We start from the raw sequence: 21,072 nt of genomic DNA, 5'->3' as shown, positions 1-21,072 counted from the left end.
CTCATTAGCCAGCGGTTTTCACACTCACAAACTCAGGGTAAGCATCTACTCCACAGTCAGAAGCATCCATACCGTTGTACTCTTCTTCTTCTGTCACACGGATACCCATAGTCATTTTTAATACAAACCATACCAGTAACGATGTGGTAAATACCCAAATGAAGATAACCGCAGCACCGTATAGCTGACTGCCAAAACTAGCATCGGCATTTGATAATGGTACTAACATTAGTCCAAGGAATCCCGCAACACCGTGCACCGAAATGGCACCGACTGGATCATCAATTTTAATTCGGTCAAATGCAATCACTGAGAAGATAACAACTGCACCAGCAACCAAACCAATTACACCAGCCATTAACAACGAAGGTGATAAAGGATCAGCAGTAATTGCCACTAAACCCGCTAACGCACCGTTTAAAATCATGGTTAAATCAGCTTTACCCCAAACAACTTTACACACAATAAGAGCTGAGATTGCACCAAATGCGGCGGCAGAGTTAGTGTTTACAAAGATTTTAGCGACAGCACTGGCGTTTTCAGCATCTGAAACCAACAGCTGTGAACCACCGTTGAAACCAAACCAACCCATCCATAAAATGAACATACCTAAAGTAGCCATTGGTAAGTTAGAGCCTGGAATAGGATGAACTTGGCCATTTTCACTATATTTACCTTTACGAGCACCAAGAAGCAGCACACCAGATACTGCAGCTGCAGCACCAGCCATGTGCACAATGCCACTACCAGCAAAGTCAACAAAACCAGCTTCAGAGAGGAATCCACCACCCCATGTCCAGTAACCTTCAATAGGGTAAATAACAGCGGTCATGACGACCGAAAAAGCTAAGAAAGACCATAACTTCATCCGTTCAGCCACAGCACCAGATACTATCGACATTGCCGTAGCAACAAACACGACTTGGAAGAAAAAGTCTGATTCTAAAGCATGGTCTGCACCATCGGCTTGCGAACCGATTAACGAACCAAAAGAAGGAATGAAACCACCTTCTACATTGTCGACATACATGATGTTGTATCCGACGAATAAAAACATCACACATGCAATTGAATATAAACACACGTTTTTAGTTAATATTTCAGTGGTGTTTTTTGAGCGAACTAAGCCGGCTTCTAACATGGCAAAACCCGCTGCCATCCACATAACTAACGCACCTGAAATGAGGAAATAGAACGTGTCTAATGCAAAACGTAGTTCAGTTACCGTCAGGCCTAATTGAGTTAATTCTTCCATAGCAGCCTCCTTATAATGCTTCGTTATCAAGTTCACCCGTACGAATACGGATCGCTTGTTCTAAATCAGTCACAAAAATTTTTCCATCACCTATTTTGCCGGTATGTGCAGCACTGGTAATGGCTTCAATAAGCATGTCCAAATTTTCATCTTTGGTGGCAATTTCTAATTTTACTTTAGGAAGAAAGTCCACTTGATACTCTGCCCCACGATAAAGTTCAGTGTGACCTTTTTGGCGTCCAAAGCCTTTTACTTCAGTAACAGTCATACCTTCAATGCCCATGCCTGCAATGGCTTCACGGACATCATCCAATTTAAATGGCTTGATGATAGCGCTGACGAGTTTCATCTCGACCTCCAAAAGTGTGAAAAAATGTAATTGTTATTAATTTGTTGGATGAGTTAATTCAATCATTAGGCCACTTTTTCAAAATACTGTTATATATAGCTTTTATTTTATTTACTCTTTTATTTATTAACATTAAGGCACCAATCAAGTGCACAAGAAACATCGACGCATCGTTTTGGTGCAGCAAATCATCCACCTTTCATGCTACCTAGCAGCAAGAAACCGGTGAACTATCTCTACATAACACAGATAAAAAAACAGCCCTCAAATGAGGGCTGTTTGTTAGATTTTTCAGGCTTACACCTGAGGAGATTTTTTATGCTAAGTACAACTTATTTATAAGTCGCTTCGCGCTTTTTAGCTTCTTCTTTCCACTTAGGCACCAGTGTTTTCTTAAACTCAGCTTTTTCAGCATTCATGGTTTTCATGTCCATGCCTAATGCTGCTTGTGCTTTTGCTTTCGTTGAAGTGTCAGGGTAAGCAATTGGTTGCTTAACACCTTTTGCACCGAGTAACTGAGCAAGTTTAACGCGAGCATCAGCCGCTTTATCCAATGAAGTACCTAGAATACGTAATACTTCAGCAGGAGCATGTGATGATGCACCATGAGATGCAGTCGCAAAATCCCAACGCCACTGTGAATGACGAATATCCATTAGGATTGGCTTCATTTCAACTTCAGTTGCACCAGCATCCCACGCAGCTTTAGCTTCAAAGTGAGCTTTAACCAATTGAGTTTCAACACGTGCTTTTAAGTCTTGTGCTTTCTGTTTGCTTTCATTAACTTGCTTAACCATAAACTCTTTGCTTTGACTGTGACAAGTTGCACATGTTTCTTCAAAGCGATCAAATGGGTTACCCACTTTATGGTCTGTAAATTTGCGGCCTTTGTCATTAGTCACTTTAGGCATATGACAATCAACACAACTCACGTTATTTTGACCGTGAACACCCATTTTCCAAGTTTCATAACCAGGGTGTTGTGCTTTTAGCATAGGAGTTTTAGACACAGCATGAGTCCAATCAGAGAACTCCATGTTGTCGTAATACACTTCCATTTGCTCAACAGTGGTACCCATATCCCAAGGGAATTTAACGAAACCAGGACGTTCAGCCGTTTTCTCGAAATAATATTCTACGTGACATTGAGCACACACCATTGACTGCTTGTCTTTACGAGAAGCTTTATCAAATGGAGTATTCAATGTTGTCATTGCGCGTTCTGCAAACGGACGAGACATACGTAACTTAGATGAGCCTTTTTCATGACAATCGCCACAACCAAGAACATTGACAATTTCTGGACCGCCTTTAGCCCACTTGCCACTGAAATAGCCATCTTCGCCCTGCTCTTCAATCACACGAGGCACATCAGGACTTTTACAGCTCCAACACGCCATTGGCATTGGACCATCTTCAGCATTTTTTGGCGCACCGGTACGCAATGAATTCGTTACGTCAGTAACCGCATACATATGACCTCGTGGTGCATTGTAATCTTTAGCAAAGCCGTAGCCTGCCCACAATACGACTAGACTAGGTACTTTTTCCAACATATCGACAACTTCTTTGCTTTCATCAGTTGCATGCCAGCTGTCATATTGCTTAGAAAATTTATCTTTATAAACCTCATTTCGAGGCTCCGTTTTATCACTCGCCATTGCGCCAGCAGCTAAAAAACTGGCTGCCATCACTGCACTCAGTGCAATTGATTTCATATTCATCTTCATCACCCTTTATCTCCGTGTTACATTATATTTAATTTAATAATCACGACATCTCCAAAGTCAAAGTTAGCGATTTAACACCGCTTTAAATATACCCCTTATGGGGTATAGCGATGAAAGTTTGCGCCAGATCAACATGTAAACAGGATGTATTTCACAGTTTTGTAAACTTGTTAATGTTATCAACCCATACCTAATGTAGAACACACTATTGGACATCATATAAAACAGTACTTTTGACTTATTTTTAATCACTAATCGCTATCAACAGCAGGATTTTATGTTTACTCGTGGCAGCCTTACTTCCACCATTTTAAGTTTAATGCTCATTTTAATTTTGTTGTCATCAAGCTTAGCGGTGTTTTCTATCGTCAATTTAACCTTCAGCTTAGGCGATGCCAAAGGCATCAACGCCTCAGGCTCACTGCGAATGCAAAGTTATAGGCTGTTGTTGTATACCAATGCCGGCAGTAGTAATACCGATGAAAAAATTACTGCATTCGAAAATACACTTAGTTCAGAAGCACTTAAACGCTCTCTTCAATGGTATAGCCCCAAAGAGCTGCGAGACCAATATTTATTGGTTATCGATAAATGGCAAGTGATGAGAGTGTATATTGAAGAAGGGAATACGCGACTTTACTCAGCCTCATTAACCGACTTTGTCGACACCATTGATACCTTGGTATTAAAGATGGAATTGTTCGCGGCCTTTAAATTAAAGTTATTGGTTATTGGGCAGATTATCGGCTTATTTATTTTACTTGTTATCGCTTTCTTTGCCGTAGTATTCACACGTAAACGGGTTGTTAAACCATTGCAATTGTTGATGGATAGCGCAGCAACTATTTCGAAAGGTAACTTCAAAGTTGAGATGCCTAAAACGGGTTATATAGAACTGACGGCTCTAGGTAATGCACTGCAAAAGACGGCAGCGGAATTAGCCCATTTATATGAAGATTTAGAAAACCAAGTGAACGAAAAAACCTTGGCATTAACCCGAGCAAACAATGAGCTAAAGTTTTTATACGACAATCTACTCATGTTACATGCTGATAAACTCGACTATAAAGCATTACAATCTGCAATCAATCAGCTGAAATATTATGAAGACTTAACCTTTCTTCGCTTAGTCGTTGAGCATGATGATGGCTCTAAAGACGTTATTAAAGCTGAAGGCGGCTGGCCTGATGAGTTAGCCACTGAATCGGTACAGTTTCCGCTATTAATAGAAAAGACCCAAATGGGCTATTTAGATGTAATATCTAATAAGCCATTGAATAAATTATTGTTTGAAAACTTCGCCATGATGTTAACCCGTTCAATTACTATCCATAATGCTACTGAACAACGGCAGCAACTGGCGCTACTGGAAGAACGTGCGGTCATCGCTAGAGAATTACATGATTCAATTGGGCAATTATTATCTTTTCTGAAAATCCAGGTGAGTTTATTACGTAAAAGTCTTGCTCACAGTTGTCGTAGCCCTGAAGTAGAAGGTCAATTGACAGAGATTAATGAAGGTGTCAGTACTGCTTATGTACAATTACGTGAACTGTTATCAACCTTTAGATTAACCATTAAAGAGCCTAATTTAAGTCAAGCTATTGAAGTTATGTTGGATCAATTACGTCATCAAACGAATATCAATATCCAATTGAATTACAAGATATCAGCACATTTACTTGAAGCTAAACAACACATTCATATTTTACAATTAATTCGCGAAGCGACATTAAATGCAATTAAACACGCTAACCCTGCTCATATAGTGGTAGATTGTCAGTTAACAAATAATGGCATGATTACTATTACAATATGTGATGATGGCATTGGCGTGACACATTTAGCTGAACGAGATCAGCATTTTGGTATTGGCATCATGCATGAACGCGCCAACAAACTGAATGGTATCGTTTCGTTCAATAGTAACCAGCTCGGCGGTACTACTGTTACGCTGAGTTTTCCACCTCAACAGGAGCCTTTAAATGGGTAAGCCGTATTCCGTACTTGTTGTCGATGATCATCCATTATTACGCCGTGGTATTTGCCAATTAATCACCTCCGACGGTGACTTTTCGCTTTTTGGTGAAACGGGCACGGGACTAGAAGCTCTTACCGCCGTAGCCGAAGATGAACCCGATATTATTTTGCTCGATTTGAATATGAAAGGCATGTCTGGGCTTGATACTCTCAATGCTATGCGTCAAGAAGGTGTAACAGCAAGAATTGTGATTTTAACCGTCTCAGACGCTAAACAAGATGTCATTAGACTACTGCGAGCGGGTGCTGACGGCTATTTACTCAAAGACACTGAGCCTGATTTACTGTTAGAGCAACTCAAAAAAGCCATGCTGGGTCACCGAGTCATTAGTGATGAAGTAGAAGCTTATCTTTATGAGTTGAAAAATACGATTGACGACAACAGCTGGATAGAGAATTTAACCCCGCGTGAATTACAAATATTGCAGGAGCTGGCGGAAGGTAAAAGTAATCGAATGATCGCCGAAGACTTACACATCAGCGAAGGCACTGTTAAAGTTCATGTGAAGAATTTACTGCGTAAAGCAAATGCTAAATCTCGCACTGAAATGGCGGTACGCTACCTTAACAATTAGCCCCACGCAAAAGTTCAAACCACACTTAACAACAAGGCCACATAAACGTGGTTTTGTTGTTATTTAACTCCCGCTAGAAATAAGAAATGGCTATTTATCGTTAATAAATGCTAACCAGCTTTGCAGCACCGACTCAAAGTCTTCCAGACCACAATAACACTCAGATTCCGCATTATACAGGTTCATGGAGTCTTCTAATAAGTGCTCTTCCTCAAAATCAATCACACTGGCAAACACTCTCACTTGCTCAGAGTCAATGTCGATAGTTAACTCTCCACCAACATCTAGCAAATGGCCAAGCGCCCCAGATTTGATTAACACTATCTGGGTGAGAATATGATTAGCTTTGCTCTTGTCGTCACCAAGCTCTTCAGCAAACCATCTGCCTAACACTTCATGACCCATGCTAAATTCAGCAAAGACCGTGCCTTCTAGGCGATTTCGACGAAATTGATATTCCATACTAGTACTCTTTTATTAGCATTTTTTCTATTTTAACCGATGAACGGCCACTCTGCTGCTCGTTAGTTCAGCAAATATTGCGCTTGATGGTTAAATGCACGATAAATAAAGGATTTCATTTTATAAGGTGGTTTTAAACTTGGGCTAGATAAAAAAATAGCGTAAATTATTGCGATAGTGATCACATGGAATCTCTAATAATGAATAATGGTTTTATATACAGTTTATTGCTTACCGGCCCCAATGTTGGCCAGTCACTTACCGCGGAACAAATAGCACAATGGCAGCCTGCTGATGGGCTGTTGTGGTTACATCTGCGATATCGTGAACCTAAAGCTCGTAAATGGATCCTCAACTCCGGCTTACAGAGGGTTGAGATGGATACTCTGTTGGCCACTGATACTCGTCCACGAGTATTAAGTTCCGACAAAGGAATTTTACTGGCGTTACGAGGAGTTAATTTAAACCCAAACTCCGATCCAGAAGACATGGTCGCAGTGCGGATCTACGCTGAAGAGCACAAGATCATCTCAACCTGCGAGCGCCAGTTACAATCGGTGATTGATGTTGCCGATGCGATAACACAAGGCAAAGGTCCGGTTGATAGTGCAGCGTTTATCATGGCCATTTGTGAGCGTCTGACGCAACGTAAAGTGGAGTTTATTGGCAAACTGGAAGAGCAGCTCGATGAATTAGAAGAACGCGTTGTCACTCAAGTAAACAAAACCTTACGTACTGACATTGCCGAGCTGCGCAGACAAACCGTGGTATTGCGTCGCTACCTCGCGCCCCAACGAGAAGCATTTTCTCGTATGCTACAAGAAGCCAGCGAACTATTTGACGACAATGATAAAGTCCGCTTACGTGAAATACACGAAACCCTTATTCGAGTAATAGAAGATCTTGATGCAATACGCGATCGAGCCAGCGTTACGCAGGAAGAGCTTCAATCACAACAGTCAGAACAAGTGAATCAGAGACTGTATTTCTTATCATTGATTTCGGCGGTATTTTTACCATTAGGTTTTTTAACAGGCTTATTGGGCGTCAATATTGGCGGAATACCTGGCGCTGAATCAAATTGGGCTTTTGCCGCATTCTGTGGCGGATTGTTTGCGCTGATAGGTTTGCAAATGTACTTATTCTACCGTTTGAAATGGCTATAATCCGTCTCTAATATACATGATGGACATTGATCTGCTGAGGGTTAACTACTCGTCAGGAGCGGCTAATTTGCACGTAATGATTAGCGGAGTTAACTTGGTATTACCTAACGTTAAACGACTAACGAGATACGACTAACGTTGAGCAATATAAAGCGACGGAGTTAATCACTTATCCAAGGCCATTCTAAGCAAATTTAACTGTAAACAAAAAAGGACACCGAAGCGTCCTTTTTAATTTATATTTATCAGTCTTTTAACGACTGAAACAATGTTGATATTACTTAGTTTCTACTGCAGCAGGTGTTTTCTCTACTGACATTAATTCAACTTCAAAAACCAATGTTGAGTTAGCAGGAATAGTGCCAGTATCACGTTCGCCATAAGCTAATTCTGATGGGATAACAAACTTATACTTAGCGCCTACAGGCATTAACTGTACGCCTTCAGTCCAACCAGGAATAACACGGTTTAGTGGGAACTTAGCCGTTTCACCACGAGCATATGAACTGTCAAATTCGGTGCCATCAATTAACGTGCCACGGTAATGAACTTCAACAGTATCTTCAGCAGCAGGCTTTTCACCACTACCGGCCTCTAATACTTCGTACTGCAAACCAGACTCAGTCGTGGTTACGCCTTCTTTGGCTTTATTGTCTTCTAAGAATTTTTTGCCATCTGCAATTGATTTAGCAGCTAACGTTTCAGCTTGCTCTAAGCGCTTGTCGTTTAGTTTTTTATCTAGGTTTTGTAATACAGTCTGCATTTCTTCTTCAGTTAACTGCATTTCTTCGCCTAAGCCATCGCTAAAGCCTTTAATCACCATAGCGCGGTCAACAGCAAAGCCTAATTCTTCTTGCTCTTTAATGTGACCAGACATGTACTTACCAATTGAACCACCAACACTATATGCTTCTTTTTGAACGTCAGTTGTCAATTCAACTTTCTTTTGAGCAACGTCTTGTTCCTGATTACACGCAGTAAGGCCAACAACGGCTAATGCAACTAACGATAATTTGTAAATAGATTTCATTAAAGCTTCCTCAGCATCCTATAGTGGTTACAATAACCTCAATACATTCAATCAATGAGATGTTTAATTGGTCATGTTCTCTTGCCACTTTATACTAGTTAAAACGGTTATACCATTGGGTAAACCTTATATGACAAGGTTTAGGACAATAATTCAAGGAGCAAGTTCATGATACGCGTTCCAATGCTGTTTTTTTGGCCAACTCTAGTCTTAGTAAGCCTATTATCTGCATGCCAACCAACAGCGACGAAAGTTAAGGTCATCACTACTGATGCCAGTTATAGTGCAAGTTTGTCAAATGATGCAACCATCGCCTTGGTTAGCACGGCTCATAATGGCGTACAGGTATGGGATCTTACTGACTCAACGTTGTCTTACCAGTGGCTCCAAGGCCAACAACAAAATACCAGTAACGTCATTGATACTGCGATATCAGCAAATAGCCTTTATGCTGCAACAATTAGCAGCCACTCACTTGCAATATGGCGATTAACCGATGGTTCATCTGTCGGATGGTGGTCTTTGCCTTCTTATGCGCAAAGTGTCGCCATCGCTAATACAGGGCAAACCCTTGTGGGTTTAGTCGATGGCTCTGTGATGTCATTGTCACCTGAAAAATCACGCTTAATTCAATTTTTGGGCCATCAAGAAAAAGTGAATAGCGTGTCTATTAGTGCCGATGGCAATACAGCATTAAGCGGCGGGAATGATGGTAAAGTATTACTTTGGCAAGCCCAAACGGGTCAACCATTACAACAATGGCAGTTAACATCCCGCATCACTAAAGTGGCGATTAACGATTCAGCGACTCTCAGCTTTGCAAGCGATATCACCGGTAATGCCACCCTGTGGCAGTCGGATACCGGTAAACCAATAAGTCATCTCGATATTAATCGACGCCAAATGAATTTTTCAAGTGCTCGCTTTGTTAATAATGACCAGCAATTACTCACAGGTACGCCATCAAGAGAAATCTTTTTATGGCAAATAGACTCAGGTAAACGACTTTCTCGCTGGCAATTTCAATTGAGTAAAAACACCCAAAACAAAGGCGCTGTAGTATACTCTGCCGCAATGGTAGCACCTGGCTCGATAGTCAGTATTAGCAGCCAAGGTTTAGTTGAATATTGGCAGTAATAACTAATGTAATAATTCAGTAATAAGAGGTCGACATGGAAAGCGTTTTACAAAAGATTGATGATCTTGAAATGAAATTATCATTTCAAGATATCTCCATTGAAGAGTTAAACCAAGAAGTGATAAAACTCAATGCATTAGTTGCCAGACAGCAACAGCAAATGCTATTAATGGTTAATAAACTGCATTCTATTGAGCCTAGTAACATGGCGTCTTCTGCCGAAGAGACTCCACCACCACATTACTAAAGCCTTGCGACCATACAAGATATTTTAGGATACTTTGACTGCTATCATAGTCAGCTTATAGTCAGCTGATATTCAGCAAATATGATATAGACTGTATTGAAATCGAGTGAATGGTCAGTACCATAGAATGAGACTATGCAAGTAATAACCTTGCTTACTCATAACAATTTAAACCATAAATAAGATTAACCTAGGTCGTCATCTAACGCGAATAACAAGGACAGCCGTCACCTATGCAGCTAAAGCCACTACTCAGCATTGCTACCACAGGCGAACAGATACTGACTCAAATTGCTGAGCCAGTGACGGTGTTTGACGACGCATTACATACCTTATCTGATAACATGCTCAGCACTATGCTGAATGCAAATGGCGTCGGTATTGCGGCAACGCAAGTGTTCAGCAACGTAGCAATGTTTATCATGGCGTCAAATCCTAACGAACGTTATCCCCATGCGCCATCAATGCGTCCAACGGTAGTCATAAACCCACAGATTCTATCGGCATCTGCCGCAACAGAAACAGATGTAGAAGGTTGCTTATCCATTCCAGGTCAGCGGCTATCTATTGCGCGACACAGTGAAATAGAAGTTCAGTATCAGTCGCTTGATGGCCAGTTACATCAACAAACATTAACGGGATTTGTTGCGCGTATTTTTCAACATGAATATGACCACCTGCAGGGTATTACTTTACTTGAACGGGTCAACCTCATGACACCTCAGATACTGGTGCCACAATGTTAAGAACATTCTGTATTGGGTTGAGTCTCATTATTGGCCTATCCGGTTGTGCCTTTAATAGTGTATTTGTTAACTATCCATCGCAAATAGCGCCATACAAGCAACAACTCAATAGCGATTCACCAACAGCAAGAATCACTGATTTGGCCGACAATATTAGCGGCAATGATGGCTTACTTTACGCCCAAGAGTCTGGGCGTATTATGCAAATTGCGGGTGACTTTAGCGGCAGTAAAACCTATTACCAACAAGCCATTGACGATTATCAAGTTTTTGATGATAAAGCCATCGTGAGTGCCAGTAAATTAGGTGCAGGGGCGAGCAGTCTTTTACTCAATGATAATGCCATTCCTTATCGAGGTCCGGGTTATGAGCGTATTATGTTGCATCAATATCAGGCACTTAATTATTTATTTAGTGGCGACGCTCAAGGGGCGTTAGTAGAAGTTCGCCGCAGTAATGAATTGCAAAGTATGGAACAAGCACGCTATCAGAAATCACAAAAATCAGTGCAAGACATGGCCAATGGCACCATTGACGCGCAAGTAGCCCAATTAAGCAAAGAAGCGGGCAATGTCACCAGCTCGTTTCTAAACGCTTACAGCTATTACACTACTGGCTTGTTGCACGAGCTCGCCAACGAGCCTAATGATGCGTTTATTGATTATCGCAAAGCAGCACAAATTACCCCAGACAATGTGTATTTACAGCAAGATTTAGTTCGTTTAGCTAAACAACTGGGGATGCCTCAATACGACGAATTTAAACGTCGCTGGGGAGAGGCGGTAATGCCTACACCCGACCAAGGCCAAGTTGTGTTTATTATTGAACGTGATTTTGTACCAGAAAAACAGAGTATTACGGTACCTTTTCCACTTAACGGTAATATCCAATCCGCGTCATTAGCGACCTATCAACCACAACGTCAGTTAGTCAATAACAGCCAAATCCAAGGGTTAGACGCGCCACTCACAGCACAAACTATTGCTAACATTGATGCGTTAGCCATTAATGCCTTAAAAGAAGATTTACCCGCTGCGTTGTTTCGACAAGCCGCAAGAGTTTATGCTAAATACCAAATGAATCGCAGTGTACAAAACAGTAGTCAACGAGCCAATAATCAAGTTGATGCTGCTGCGATGGTAATGCAAATATTTAATGTTATCACCGAGCAAGCCGACCGTAGAAGTTGGTTAACCCTGCCACGTCAGGCTCAAATTGCTCGACAATTTATCGATGCCGGCAGCTATAATGTTCGCTTAAATAGCAGCCAAAATGTAAATATTGACGTAAAACCAAACCGTACAACATTAATTTGGGCAATAGAGACTGGAAATCGTACCCGTTTTTATTCGATAATCATCTGATAGACGATAATTGCTTATCAACTGTCACTCATCACCAATGGAATTTACTATGAAAAATTTGAAACTAATATTTGTATTAGCTGCAGTAATGGGGCTGAGCGCCTGTCAATCTAAAGTAGAGTATGGTGACGCGACGGAAGTCGAAACCGTTAACGAAAACTTCGGTTCAACTGATCTGCAAGTCATCGCAGCAAAAATGGTCGACAGCATGATGGCATTCCCACCTGTTGTGGTAATGACACAGAGCAACCGCCCGATTGTATTTGTGGATAAAATTAAAAATAAAACTTCTGAACATATCGATACAGAATCAGTGACCGACACCATTAGCAATAAACTATTACGCTCTGGTAAGTTCCGTTTTATTGATATGACTAAGGTTGATACTGTACGCAAACAACTTGATTATCAAAACAATGCTGGCATGGTAGACCCATCTACGGCAATTAAATTTGGCCGTCAAATTGGCGCGCAATATATGCTTTATGGCAACTTATCAAGCATCGTTAAACAAGATGGCAGCACCAAAGATGTTTACTACAAAATGACCATGCGGTTAATGGATCTTGAAACGGGCTTAATTGAATGGTCAGATGAAAAAGAAATCCGTAAAATGAAATCAAAGTCTTTTTTAGGCTTATAAATCACTACTCATAGCACTAAAGCCGACATTGTTGTCGGCTTTTTCATACATCAAATAAAAAGTTAGGAACACTAACGTGAAATTGTTATCCACTGAATTGTTTAGTCCTCGGGTCATCAAAACCAGTCTCATCGCATTATGTTGTGCTAGCCTTGTCAGCTGCAGCAGCTCACTTTCAACATCATCCTTGCAACGGGATGGCTCTGCCTACATAAGCCAAGTACAAGCACAAGCAAGATCCAACGTGGTATCAAATGCACAATATGAGCTAACTTTCTTTTTAAGTGAGCACAGCCAATTCAGTGCAAAATCGATTGTTCACTTTGACTTAAGCAGCGTGCCAAAATCACTGACGCTTGATCTTAACAAAGCCAATATTAAGCAATTTATTGTTAACGGAACCAAGGTATATCCTAATTACAATGGCGCTTATATTGTGTTAAATCAAAGTCTATTAGTTGATGGTCACAACACTGTAGAGGTTGAATTTACTCGAGAACACAGTACCAATGGCGAAGGCTTACATCGTTTTGTCGACCCAGTAGACAGTAAAGTTTATTTGTATTCACATTTTGAACCTGCAGCCGCCCAGCAAATGTTTGCAGTATTTGATCAACCGGATCTTAAAGCCAGTTATCAGATTAACGTCCATGCACCCAAAGATTGGCAAGTGATCAGTGCCATGCGTGAAACCAATGTGGTTGACCAAGGCGATACTAACTTATGGACCTTCCCTGCTACCCCAAAATTAAGCCCATATAACTTTTCTATGCACGCAGGTCCGTACCATGTTTGGGAAGATAATTCAGGCCGTTATCCGATGCGTTTATTTTCGCGTCAGTCTGTGGCCAACCAAGTTACCCCTCAAGATTGGTTCACTTATACCAAGCAAGGTTTAGACTTTTTTGATAGCTACTTTGGTATTGCTTATCCGTTTAAAAAATACGACCAAGTATTAGTGCCTGACTTTCTTTATGGCGCAATGGAAAACGCAGGAGCGATCACTTTTTCTGAAGACCGTTTCTTATTTAATGCCAAGATGACTGCCGAACAAAAAGAACGTTTAGCAGGCGTTATCATGCACGAAATGGCGCACCAATGGTTTGGCGACTTAGTCACCATGAAGTGGTGGAATGGCTTATGGTTAAATGAAAGCTTTGCCTCATTTATGGGCACCCTTGCTACCAGTGAAGCCACTGAATTTAGTCATGCATGGCGCACTTTTTATGCCTCTGGTAAACAAGCTGCTTACCATCAAGACAGTTTAGTCACGACTCACCCAATTGAAGTGCCCGTGGCCACCAGCCAAAATGCCTTTGATAATATCGACGCCATTACTTATCAAAAAGGCGCATCGACCATCAAGCAATTACGTCATTTACTCGGTGAAGAAACCTTCCGCCGTGGAGTGAGCCAATATTTACAACAATACAGTTATCAAAATGCTGAGCTTAATGACTTTATCAACAGTCTAGCCAAGGCCAGTGGTCGTGATTTGTCTTTGTGGACTAAAGAATGGTTGTACGCGGCGGGTGTAAATACCATCAAAGCTCAGTACACTTGTCAGCGAGGTCAAATTGACTCGTTTGGGTTAGTGCAAACATCTGATGATGAACAACATCCAACGCTACGTGAACAACGAGTACAACTAGGGTTGTTCAACAAAACTCGATATGGCCTAGAAAAACAACAAGTGATTGCAGTGACATACAAAGGCGCTTATACCGAAGTTGATCAGTTAATTGGCGAGGTTTGTCCTGATTTAGTGTACCCAAACTATGATGACTGGGGATTTGTGAAAGTAACGCTAGACTCTAGCTCATTTAACACCGCCAAACAGTCTCTAGGTCAAGTAACCGATCCGCTATTACGCTCTATGCTGTGGCAAAGCATGTGGGACAGTGTGATTGATGGTAATACATCATTGGATCAGTTTTTAAATATCGCGTTAATTAATGCGCCACTCGAAAAAGACTACACCATTCTAGGCCAAGTACTTGGTAATCTGCAGCGTGCTAAGAACTATCTTGATTTAATGGCGCCAGCTAATGCGGCTTACAACAGTAAAATATCTAAGGCACTTAGCCAAATGAGCCTGCGGATGAGTATGGAAAGCTACCGGAATAGTGATTTTCAACGCCGTTGGTTCGATGCTTATATTAGTTTATCTAGCCATGGCGATGCGTTAAAACATATCCAATCATTACTGCAAAGTAAGAGCCATATTAAAGGGTTAAGCATAGATCAAGATTTACGCTGGGCGATGATCCGCCAATTAAACCGTTATGATTACGGTGATGCTCAGGCGCTACTCGCCCAAGAAAAACACCTTGATCAATCTGACTCTGGTGAAAAAGCCGCGATTGCAGCCGAGGTTATCCGCCCACAGTCATCGCTTAAGCGTCAGTGGTTAAATACCATTGAAAACAATGACAGCATGGCGTTCTCAAAAATTCGCGTCGCAATGTACAATATTTATCCGGCTGAACAAAAACTGTTAAGTGCCGCAACGGCAGAACAACGCTTTGCCAACTTGCCGCTAATGGACGATAAAGGTCCGGTATTTATGCGCAGTTTTGCGGCGCAATTAATTCCGACCGATTGTAGTGCAACAAACATAGATGCTATTAGCCATGTTTTAGATACACAAACGGGTTTATCACCATTGGTGAGACGCGCCCTACTCGAAACCCGTCAACAAGAACAACGCTGCGTAAAAATCAAACAAACATTACAGTAAGCTTACCCATTACAACGGTAAATCAATTACGTTAAATCTAAAAAAGCGCTGATATTTATCAGCGCTTTTTATTATCTTGACCAAATGGAGCCGACACTTAGCAAGTTATGTGGCGATCACTTTCAATAGTCCATCTATAAACATCATCATTGCCACTCACTAAGTGCGCACGCAAAAGCTCATCATCACTGGTGCATGATCGGTACTGTCGCTGTCGCGTTCATAGTCAGGCCGAACTAGATGACGATCAAACGTTTTATAATCAATTATATGAGCGAGGTTTTGCTGCTGAGTCGGATTAAACTCACTTGAGACTAATATGTAATCAAGTACTGAGCCACTGTTGCCATAGTAATGTGTCGGCTGCCTAGCAGGATGCGGTTGCTCATCCACTAGTGAGCTTGACTCAAATTCATCCAGGGCCAATGTCGCGTTACACTTAGTCGCGGCGATAAACAGCTCATAGCTGTCAAACAAACTACTTTGCTGTAACTCTGCCATTAATGAGGTTTCACCTAGTTTAGCCAGCCCAGGGTCTTCAATATCACTGCGATACACGCGTAATTGATTATTAAATGCCGCTAAGAGTTCACTGCCCATGGTGTCATTAAAGTCACCCATCAACATAAAGGGCTGCTGAGTTTGCTGTCTTCTCATCAGCATTTGATGGCACAATAGAGCTGATTCACTGCCGCGCTGTAAACTGGATGCCCAACGCCCAAGCACTTGCCGTGCAACAAAATCAGCACCGCCATGTAAGCCACTTTCACTGATATCGTCACGACTCACGCCACTGCGTTTAGACTTAAGGTGAATGACATAACAATCACATGGACCAAATACTGGTAACTGTATCGTAGCCCGTAACGGTTTACGGCTAAAACTAAATGACTCCGCTAAACCTAACTGGCTGACCCATTGCGGATCTGGGCTGACATTAGCTGAATCAATAATAGGATACTTTGATGCTATCGCGACCACAGGGCTGCGGTACACATAATCACTTACTACCTCGGGTAAATCTAGCGCCACAAAATATTCATAACCCAACGACTCAGTCAACTTAGCTAAGGCATCAGGACTAAACACTTCCTGAAAAGCAATAATGTCAGGTTGATTGTGGCTAATAAACTCACCTAACCATGCACATTTTTTTTGCCATTGCTTATCACTATAGATGTTTTCAAAGTCATAGTAGGCGTGAGGCGGTTCAATAAAGTTAAATAAATTAATGCTTACGACACTAAATGTAAGCTCGGGTGATGGAGCGGTTGATACATCGTTTACGTCCAAAATATTTTGCTCTCTGTAAAACTTATATTAAGGGTACTGACAACATTGTTATTTGTCGAATTTAACTCCCCTCAACCAGGAATAATGCAACATAAACAAAATAACCTAAAAAAACCTAAAAAAACTGAACCTACATTCACAAATACGCGTAATGCATAATAGTTAGACGTTAAGTGATATCTGATTGACTATCCCCCGATACAGCTGATCCGATAAAGTAACACCCGATGTTCTAAGACAATCATCCTCCGTAAGACCCTTTATGGCTTATCCCTCACCCTGATAAGCCATTTTTTTACGGCATTGTTTCTATAGCACATGTGCTTATCGAACTAAAATGAATAGGAGTATATGATGGGATCACTCAATGCAAATAATCGGCATGTCTGCCAAACAATACAAATAGGCATTGCTACTGCCGTTGGGGTTTTATTATTAATTGGCCAACCCGTCTGGAGTGCCAGTGAGGACAACATGCTATTTCACTTTACTGACCCAAGCCACTTCACAGCGTGGAACATCAATAATGACACTGTGATGGGCGGTATTTCGCAAAGCCAAATTAAGCTTAATGAGCAACAAGCGTTATTATTCTCTGGACAGGTTTCCTTGGCAAATAATGGCGGATTTGCATCGACAGAATCCAGCTTTATCCATCAAATTGCCGATGCATCATTACTCACTATCACGGCCAAAGGTGACGGAAAAATATATCAAATCCGCCTAAAAACACCGAATTTATCTTATGGTGAAGCCTATGTGGCTAACGTTAATACTCAAGCTGATACACTCACTCAACATACTTTTACCCCGGCAGATTTTACTGTCAGCTTTAGAGGGCGAGCGGTCACGAATGCCCCTACATTAAACTTTGAAGATATTGATCGTGTTGGTTTTCTCGTGGCACAAAAACAACAAGGTCCATTTATAATTGAGTTACACTCAATACAGTTTGACCGATAAATATGTTAATACATAAGGGTATTCATTGAATTTACCAATACACATAAAAGGCATTATTTTTGATTTAGACGGCACCTTAGTTGAGTCCAGTTTAGATTTTGACTTAATTCGCCAACAAATTGGTTGCCCTAATGGCGTAGACCTTCTTAAATACGTCGACGAGTTAAGTTGCAAAGCCACTCAAGCCAACGCAAACAAAATTATTCTTGAGCATGAATATCAAGATGCTATGAGTGCCAAACCAATCAAAGGCATGACCGAACTGATTAACGCTATTGAAGCGGCCAAATTACCCACAGCCATAGTGACTCGTAATAGCCTTGCAGCCAGTGCCATGAAGGTAACACAAAATAATATCGCCATAGACCATGTGTTAACCCGAGAGCACTTCCCTGCAAAGCCGGCACCCGATGCGTTACTGGCCATTGCAACACAATGGCAAATACATCCACAGCATATTATCTATGTTGGTGATTACTTATACGATATTCAAGCAGCTAATAACGCGGGAATGATAGCCTGTTTAATTAATCATGGCATCGAACGTGATTATCAACATTTAGCCGATATTGTTATCGAAGAGTTGAGTCAACTCCAGCAATTAATAATCAATAACTCACCGAGCGATTAACGCCAGTACTAACGTTAATAATAAATAAGAACTACCACATGAATATGAATCAAATTCACCCAAAAAAATTACTGAATAGTAAATGGACCAAAGTTAACGTGGTTCAAAAGTTGAAGCATTTTACAGTGACTAAAGTTGAGTATGACGAGCAACAAAACGTGGTTGAATGTCTTATCCGTGCAGAAATGAATGCAGAAGAATGCTCTATTAATTGGCGCGTTCTTAAGGATCCGCAACAGTGGAAAATTGGTTGGCAATAATCTACTGCAAAACACATTTATTATGCCGTTTGATAATAAAAAAAGTGACTCTTGTTTAAATACAATGAGTCACTTTTTTATACTAGCATTAGCATAACCTTAGCTAACGAGTTTCAAGATAATAAACGGTTATCAAACTGCTTGTTGATCTGTTTACTATTGCATTGACTACAACAACTGACTATAGCTTCGTTATTAGCCTTGCAACAAAAATAACCAGTTTGTCATTGAAACCCATTATTCTATTTAACTCGGCTATTATTTTATGATAAATATTGAACCTTCGAGCCTAAATTGAAGGGTTTCTAAACCCCAATCAGATAACATGACGTCCTGGATACGTTGGCCATCACCTTCACTACTACATCCCCACATTTTTGCACATGTTTGTCCCGCTATATTGGATCCAGTGCCTTTTGAAGTGTCAGGGATCATGTGGTTCAATTGGGTAATATGCGAGCCAAACATGTCTTCAAATGTATCCATTTGTACGTCAATGGTTTCCATTTCACCTTGAGGAAAATTGATCGCTGCAGTTTGCTGGTTTGAAACAGTTTTCTCAGGGATTAACGTGACAACATCTTTTGAAATTAAAGCGTAAAGTTTGCTCAGCGGTAAATCTTTAGTTGATTCATGTAAGTAAAGTATTTGCCCATAATTTCTGGCTGCAAAATTATTTTCTTCATAAGCTATAGCAAGGTATTGATCTGCAAGTGCCAAATCTTGTTCTACCATGCCACCACCTAAATACATTTTACCCAATAAATACGATGACTGAGAGTGGCCCATTTTTGATGCGAACTGTAAAAACTCAACACCTTCGTCGACATCTTTCAGAGGAGTATCTTGTAAATACAAAACACCCGCTTTATATTTTGCATCCAGTACACCATATTTACCTGCACGTCGGTACCATTTTAACGCCATGTCTAAATCTTTATCGGTGCCATACCCGGTGTAATAGAATTCAGCTAACATGGCCATTGCTGAGGAGTGGCCTCGTTTCGTTAAAATGCGATAGGCTTTAAAGTATTCAATACATTCAGACGTGTTGCACTCAGGCAATTGGTTTGCTTGGCTTTTAAATGGAGCGAAAGCGAGAAAGCTTAATATTAAGCTCAAAATAATAGCATTTTGTTTCATCATGTTAAGTCCTTTTTATATACGATTCATTACTATTAGCATTTATATGCAAAATGTCTATAGTAATTATGTCTATAAAACTAACCGTACGTTATATCTAATATTATCAATCGATTACCTAATTATTCTTCAAAAGTAATCTAATACTCTAACAATAGCCACTTCCCTACTGCCATTAAAATCAATCCACAACTGACGAATATTAGTAAACTCATATACTCCAATGAGATTTATTTACCGCACACACCAATGTTCAACCAAATCGAGTAGCTTCAAATCGATTCAATATCCGATGCACCACATAACACAGTAATAATGTTGCCACGATAGCGACTAATATACTGCTTATTCGGTACAAAGCACTAAAAACTAAGTCATTATCTGGGGTTAAGTATTGACCGAATAATATCCCTAAGGTGGTCATAGCACCGAATCCCACTCCAGAGCCACTCGCTTCTCTCACGTGTACTTGGCTAAACAACATTAAGCCTATCCACAATAGTGGTATCACAAAAATCAATAATCCAGACCAATCATAGAGTAACCCTTGTCCCACCAAGCCGAAAGTCACGCCAAACAAGGTACCGATAGCTCGTTTGCGGGCATAACCGAGCGCACCATTCCAATGCATTGGGAATAACAATAACAAGGTGGTGGCTTGAGCAGACATAGAATCACGTAAGTTAAATACCTGAAAAACCACAAATGATGCAGTTGCAATAGATGCACCGAGTAACGCTTCGTGTCGCATGCGGTTAGGCACTTTAACCACGGCAGCAACTGGCGCTCTTGGTTCAACATCGGGCCATAAAGCAGTCATAGCATAAGCGATTACAACAGAGGCCGCTGTCGCCCAAAAATTACTGAAAATGAGATTATTAATATCGACACTCGGATAACTGGCAAAGTGCAGCATAATGCTTAAGCTGATAACCCCGTTAGCGCCAAATAAAAACAAACTACCGCGTGACATTGCCGCAAAACGATACAAAAATAGCACAAACACGATGGGTAATATTACCCCAGCGTGAGAGCCAAATAAGCCACCTAAAATACCTACTTCAATCCCAGACATTACAGATGATGCCAACAATTGCCTCATCGCATGGGCATTCATCACAGGGACTAAACCGAGCAATAACATTGGAGTGACGGTAAAAAACACACCATAACTGAGATCGAAAAACTTGCATATCGCAAACCCTAGCGTGGCGCCTGTTGCAATGCGTAAACATTGGCGTAAATCGTTTTGAGTCAAAGGACTATGGCGTAATAACATATGAACAACCTACGACAT

Annotated in this window: 20 protein-coding genes; 12 read left to right on the top strand and 8 right to left on the bottom strand. The window is 40.9% G+C overall.

Going from position 1 to position 21,072, the window contains the following annotated elements:
* Nucleotides 1–4: 4 nt before the first annotated feature.
* The 3 genes from HNW13_RS20675 to nrfA form a co-directional block, all read right to left on the bottom strand.
* Nucleotides 5–1,255 carry an ammonium transporter gene (locus HNW13_RS20675; RefSeq protein WP_192114232.1) on the bottom strand — a complete coding sequence of 417 codons (1,251 nt, stop codon included), beginning with the start codon at nucleotides 1,253–1,255 and terminating at the stop codon, nucleotides 5–7.
* Nucleotides 1,256–1,265: 10 nt separating this feature from the next.
* Entirely contained in the window at nucleotides 1,266–1,604 is a 339-nt protein-coding gene (glnK, locus tag HNW13_RS20670; RefSeq protein ID WP_011636110.1) for a P-II family nitrogen regulator, read from the bottom strand.
* 332 nt (nucleotides 1,605–1,936) lie between these two features.
* Nucleotides 1,937–3,328: an ammonia-forming nitrite reductase cytochrome c552 subunit gene (gene nrfA, locus HNW13_RS20665; RefSeq protein ID WP_192114231.1), complete on the bottom strand. Its 1,392-nt coding sequence runs from the start codon at nucleotides 3,326–3,328 to the stop codon at nucleotides 1,937–1,939.
* 283 nt (nucleotides 3,329–3,611) lie between these two features.
* Between nrfA and narQ the strand changes: the two genes are divergently transcribed.
* Together narQ and HNW13_RS20655 are read left to right on the top strand one after the other, a co-directional pair.
* Nucleotides 3,612–5,327, top strand: coding sequence for a nitrate/nitrite two-component system sensor histidine kinase NarQ (gene narQ, locus HNW13_RS20660; protein WP_101085304.1), 1,716 nt, complete (start codon nucleotides 3,612–3,614; stop codon nucleotides 5,325–5,327).
* The gene (locus HNW13_RS20655) at nucleotides 5,320–5,949 is read left to right on the top strand and encodes a response regulator (protein ID WP_101085303.1); all 630 of its coding nucleotides are present in this window, start codon (nucleotides 5,320–5,322) and stop codon (nucleotides 5,947–5,949) included. The genes narQ and HNW13_RS20655 overlap by 8 nt, the downstream gene beginning before the upstream one ends.
* A 90-nt stretch (nucleotides 5,950–6,039) precedes the next feature.
* Here the strand turns inward: HNW13_RS20655 and HNW13_RS20650 are convergent, their stop codons facing one another.
* Entirely contained in the window at nucleotides 6,040–6,411 is a 372-nt protein-coding gene (locus HNW13_RS20650) for a YacL family protein (protein WP_101085302.1), read from the bottom strand.
* A 185-nt stretch (nucleotides 6,412–6,596) separates the two neighbouring features.
* On the opposite strand from HNW13_RS20650, the gene HNW13_RS20645 reads away from it, so the two are divergent.
* On the top strand, nucleotides 6,597–7,577 hold the full coding sequence (locus HNW13_RS20645; RefSeq protein ID WP_101085301.1) for a zinc transporter ZntB: 981 nt from the start codon (nucleotides 6,597–6,599) through the stop codon (nucleotides 7,575–7,577).
* A 277-nt stretch (nucleotides 7,578–7,854) separates the two neighbouring features.
* On the opposite strand, the gene fkpA is transcribed toward HNW13_RS20645, so the two are convergent.
* Nucleotides 7,855–8,607 (bottom strand): FKBP-type peptidyl-prolyl cis-trans isomerase, encoded by a 753-nt coding sequence (gene fkpA / locus HNW13_RS20640; protein ID WP_101085300.1) that lies wholly within the window; start codon nucleotides 8,605–8,607, stop codon nucleotides 7,855–7,857.
* A 168-nt stretch (nucleotides 8,608–8,775) separates the two neighbouring features.
* Here fkpA and HNW13_RS20635 point away from each other — a divergent pair, with 168 nt between their 5' ends.
* From HNW13_RS20635 to pepN, 6 genes are all read left to right on the top strand, one after another.
* Nucleotides 8,776–9,744 carry a hypothetical protein gene (locus HNW13_RS20635; protein WP_192114230.1) on the top strand — a complete coding sequence of 323 codons (969 nt, stop codon included), beginning with the start codon at nucleotides 8,776–8,778 and terminating at the stop codon, nucleotides 9,742–9,744.
* A gap of 35 nt (nucleotides 9,745–9,779) precedes the next feature.
* Nucleotides 9,780–9,992 carry a SlyX family protein gene (locus HNW13_RS20630; RefSeq protein WP_011638679.1) on the top strand — a complete coding sequence of 71 codons (213 nt, stop codon included), beginning with the start codon at nucleotides 9,780–9,782 and terminating at the stop codon, nucleotides 9,990–9,992.
* A 233-nt stretch (nucleotides 9,993–10,225) separates the two neighbouring features.
* Nucleotides 10,226–10,738: a peptide deformylase gene (gene def / locus HNW13_RS20625; protein ID WP_192114229.1), complete on the top strand. Its 513-nt coding sequence runs from the start codon at nucleotides 10,226–10,228 to the stop codon at nucleotides 10,736–10,738.
* A complete protein-coding gene (locus tag HNW13_RS20620) occupies nucleotides 10,732–12,102 on the top strand; it encodes a hypothetical protein (RefSeq protein WP_192114228.1) in 1,371 nt (456 codons plus the stop codon). Before def ends, HNW13_RS20620 begins: the two co-directional genes overlap by 7 nt.
* Before the next feature lie 49 nt (nucleotides 12,103–12,151).
* Nucleotides 12,152–12,745, top strand: coding sequence for a penicillin-binding protein activator LpoB (gene lpoB, locus HNW13_RS20615; RefSeq protein ID WP_174839654.1), 594 nt, complete (start codon nucleotides 12,152–12,154; stop codon nucleotides 12,743–12,745).
* Between the two features lie 76 nt (nucleotides 12,746–12,821).
* Entirely contained in the window at nucleotides 12,822–15,485 is a 2,664-nt protein-coding gene (gene pepN / locus HNW13_RS20610) for an aminopeptidase N (RefSeq protein WP_192114227.1), read from the top strand.
* Nucleotides 15,486–15,644: 159 nt separating this feature from the next.
* Here pepN and HNW13_RS20605 read toward each other — a convergent pair whose 3' ends face one another.
* On the bottom strand, nucleotides 15,645–16,778 hold the full coding sequence (locus tag HNW13_RS20605) for an endonuclease/exonuclease/phosphatase family protein (protein ID WP_192114226.1): 1,134 nt from the start codon (nucleotides 16,776–16,778) through the stop codon (nucleotides 15,645–15,647).
* 354 nt (nucleotides 16,779–17,132) lie between these two features.
* Here HNW13_RS20605 and HNW13_RS20600 point away from each other — a divergent pair, with 354 nt between their 5' ends.
* The 3 genes from HNW13_RS20600 to HNW13_RS20590 are packed head-to-tail and all read left to right on the top strand — an operon-like array spanning nucleotide 17,133 to nucleotide 18,632.
* Nucleotides 17,133–17,741, top strand: coding sequence for a CIA30 family protein (locus HNW13_RS20600; protein WP_208062949.1), 609 nt, complete (start codon nucleotides 17,133–17,135; stop codon nucleotides 17,739–17,741).
* Between the two features lie 25 nt (nucleotides 17,742–17,766).
* A complete protein-coding gene (locus HNW13_RS20595) occupies nucleotides 17,767–18,372 on the top strand; it encodes an HAD family hydrolase (protein WP_162023844.1) in 606 nt (201 codons plus the stop codon).
* 44 nt (nucleotides 18,373–18,416) lie between these two features.
* Entirely contained in the window at nucleotides 18,417–18,632 is a 216-nt protein-coding gene (locus HNW13_RS20590) for a TIGR02450 family Trp-rich protein (protein WP_162024394.1), read from the top strand.
* Between the two features lie 258 nt (nucleotides 18,633–18,890).
* Here HNW13_RS20590 and HNW13_RS20585 read toward each other — a convergent pair whose 3' ends face one another.
* Both HNW13_RS20585 and HNW13_RS20580 read right to left on the bottom strand, forming a co-directional pair.
* Nucleotides 18,891–19,778 carry a tetratricopeptide repeat protein gene (locus tag HNW13_RS20585; RefSeq protein ID WP_192114225.1) on the bottom strand — a complete coding sequence of 296 codons (888 nt, stop codon included), beginning with the start codon at nucleotides 19,776–19,778 and terminating at the stop codon, nucleotides 18,891–18,893.
* A 250-nt stretch (nucleotides 19,779–20,028) separates the two neighbouring features.
* Nucleotides 20,029–21,054, bottom strand: a complete 1,026-nt coding sequence (locus HNW13_RS20580) for a DUF2955 domain-containing protein (RefSeq protein WP_192114224.1) — start codon at nucleotides 21,052–21,054, stop codon at nucleotides 20,029–20,031.
* Nucleotides 21,055–21,072: the final 18 nt, after the last annotated feature.

Source organism: Shewanella sp. BF02_Schw (assembly GCF_014596695.2).
Lineage (GTDB): Bacteria > Pseudomonadota > Gammaproteobacteria > Enterobacterales > Shewanellaceae > Shewanella.
This window is presented reverse-complemented; position numbering and strand designations above follow the sequence as displayed.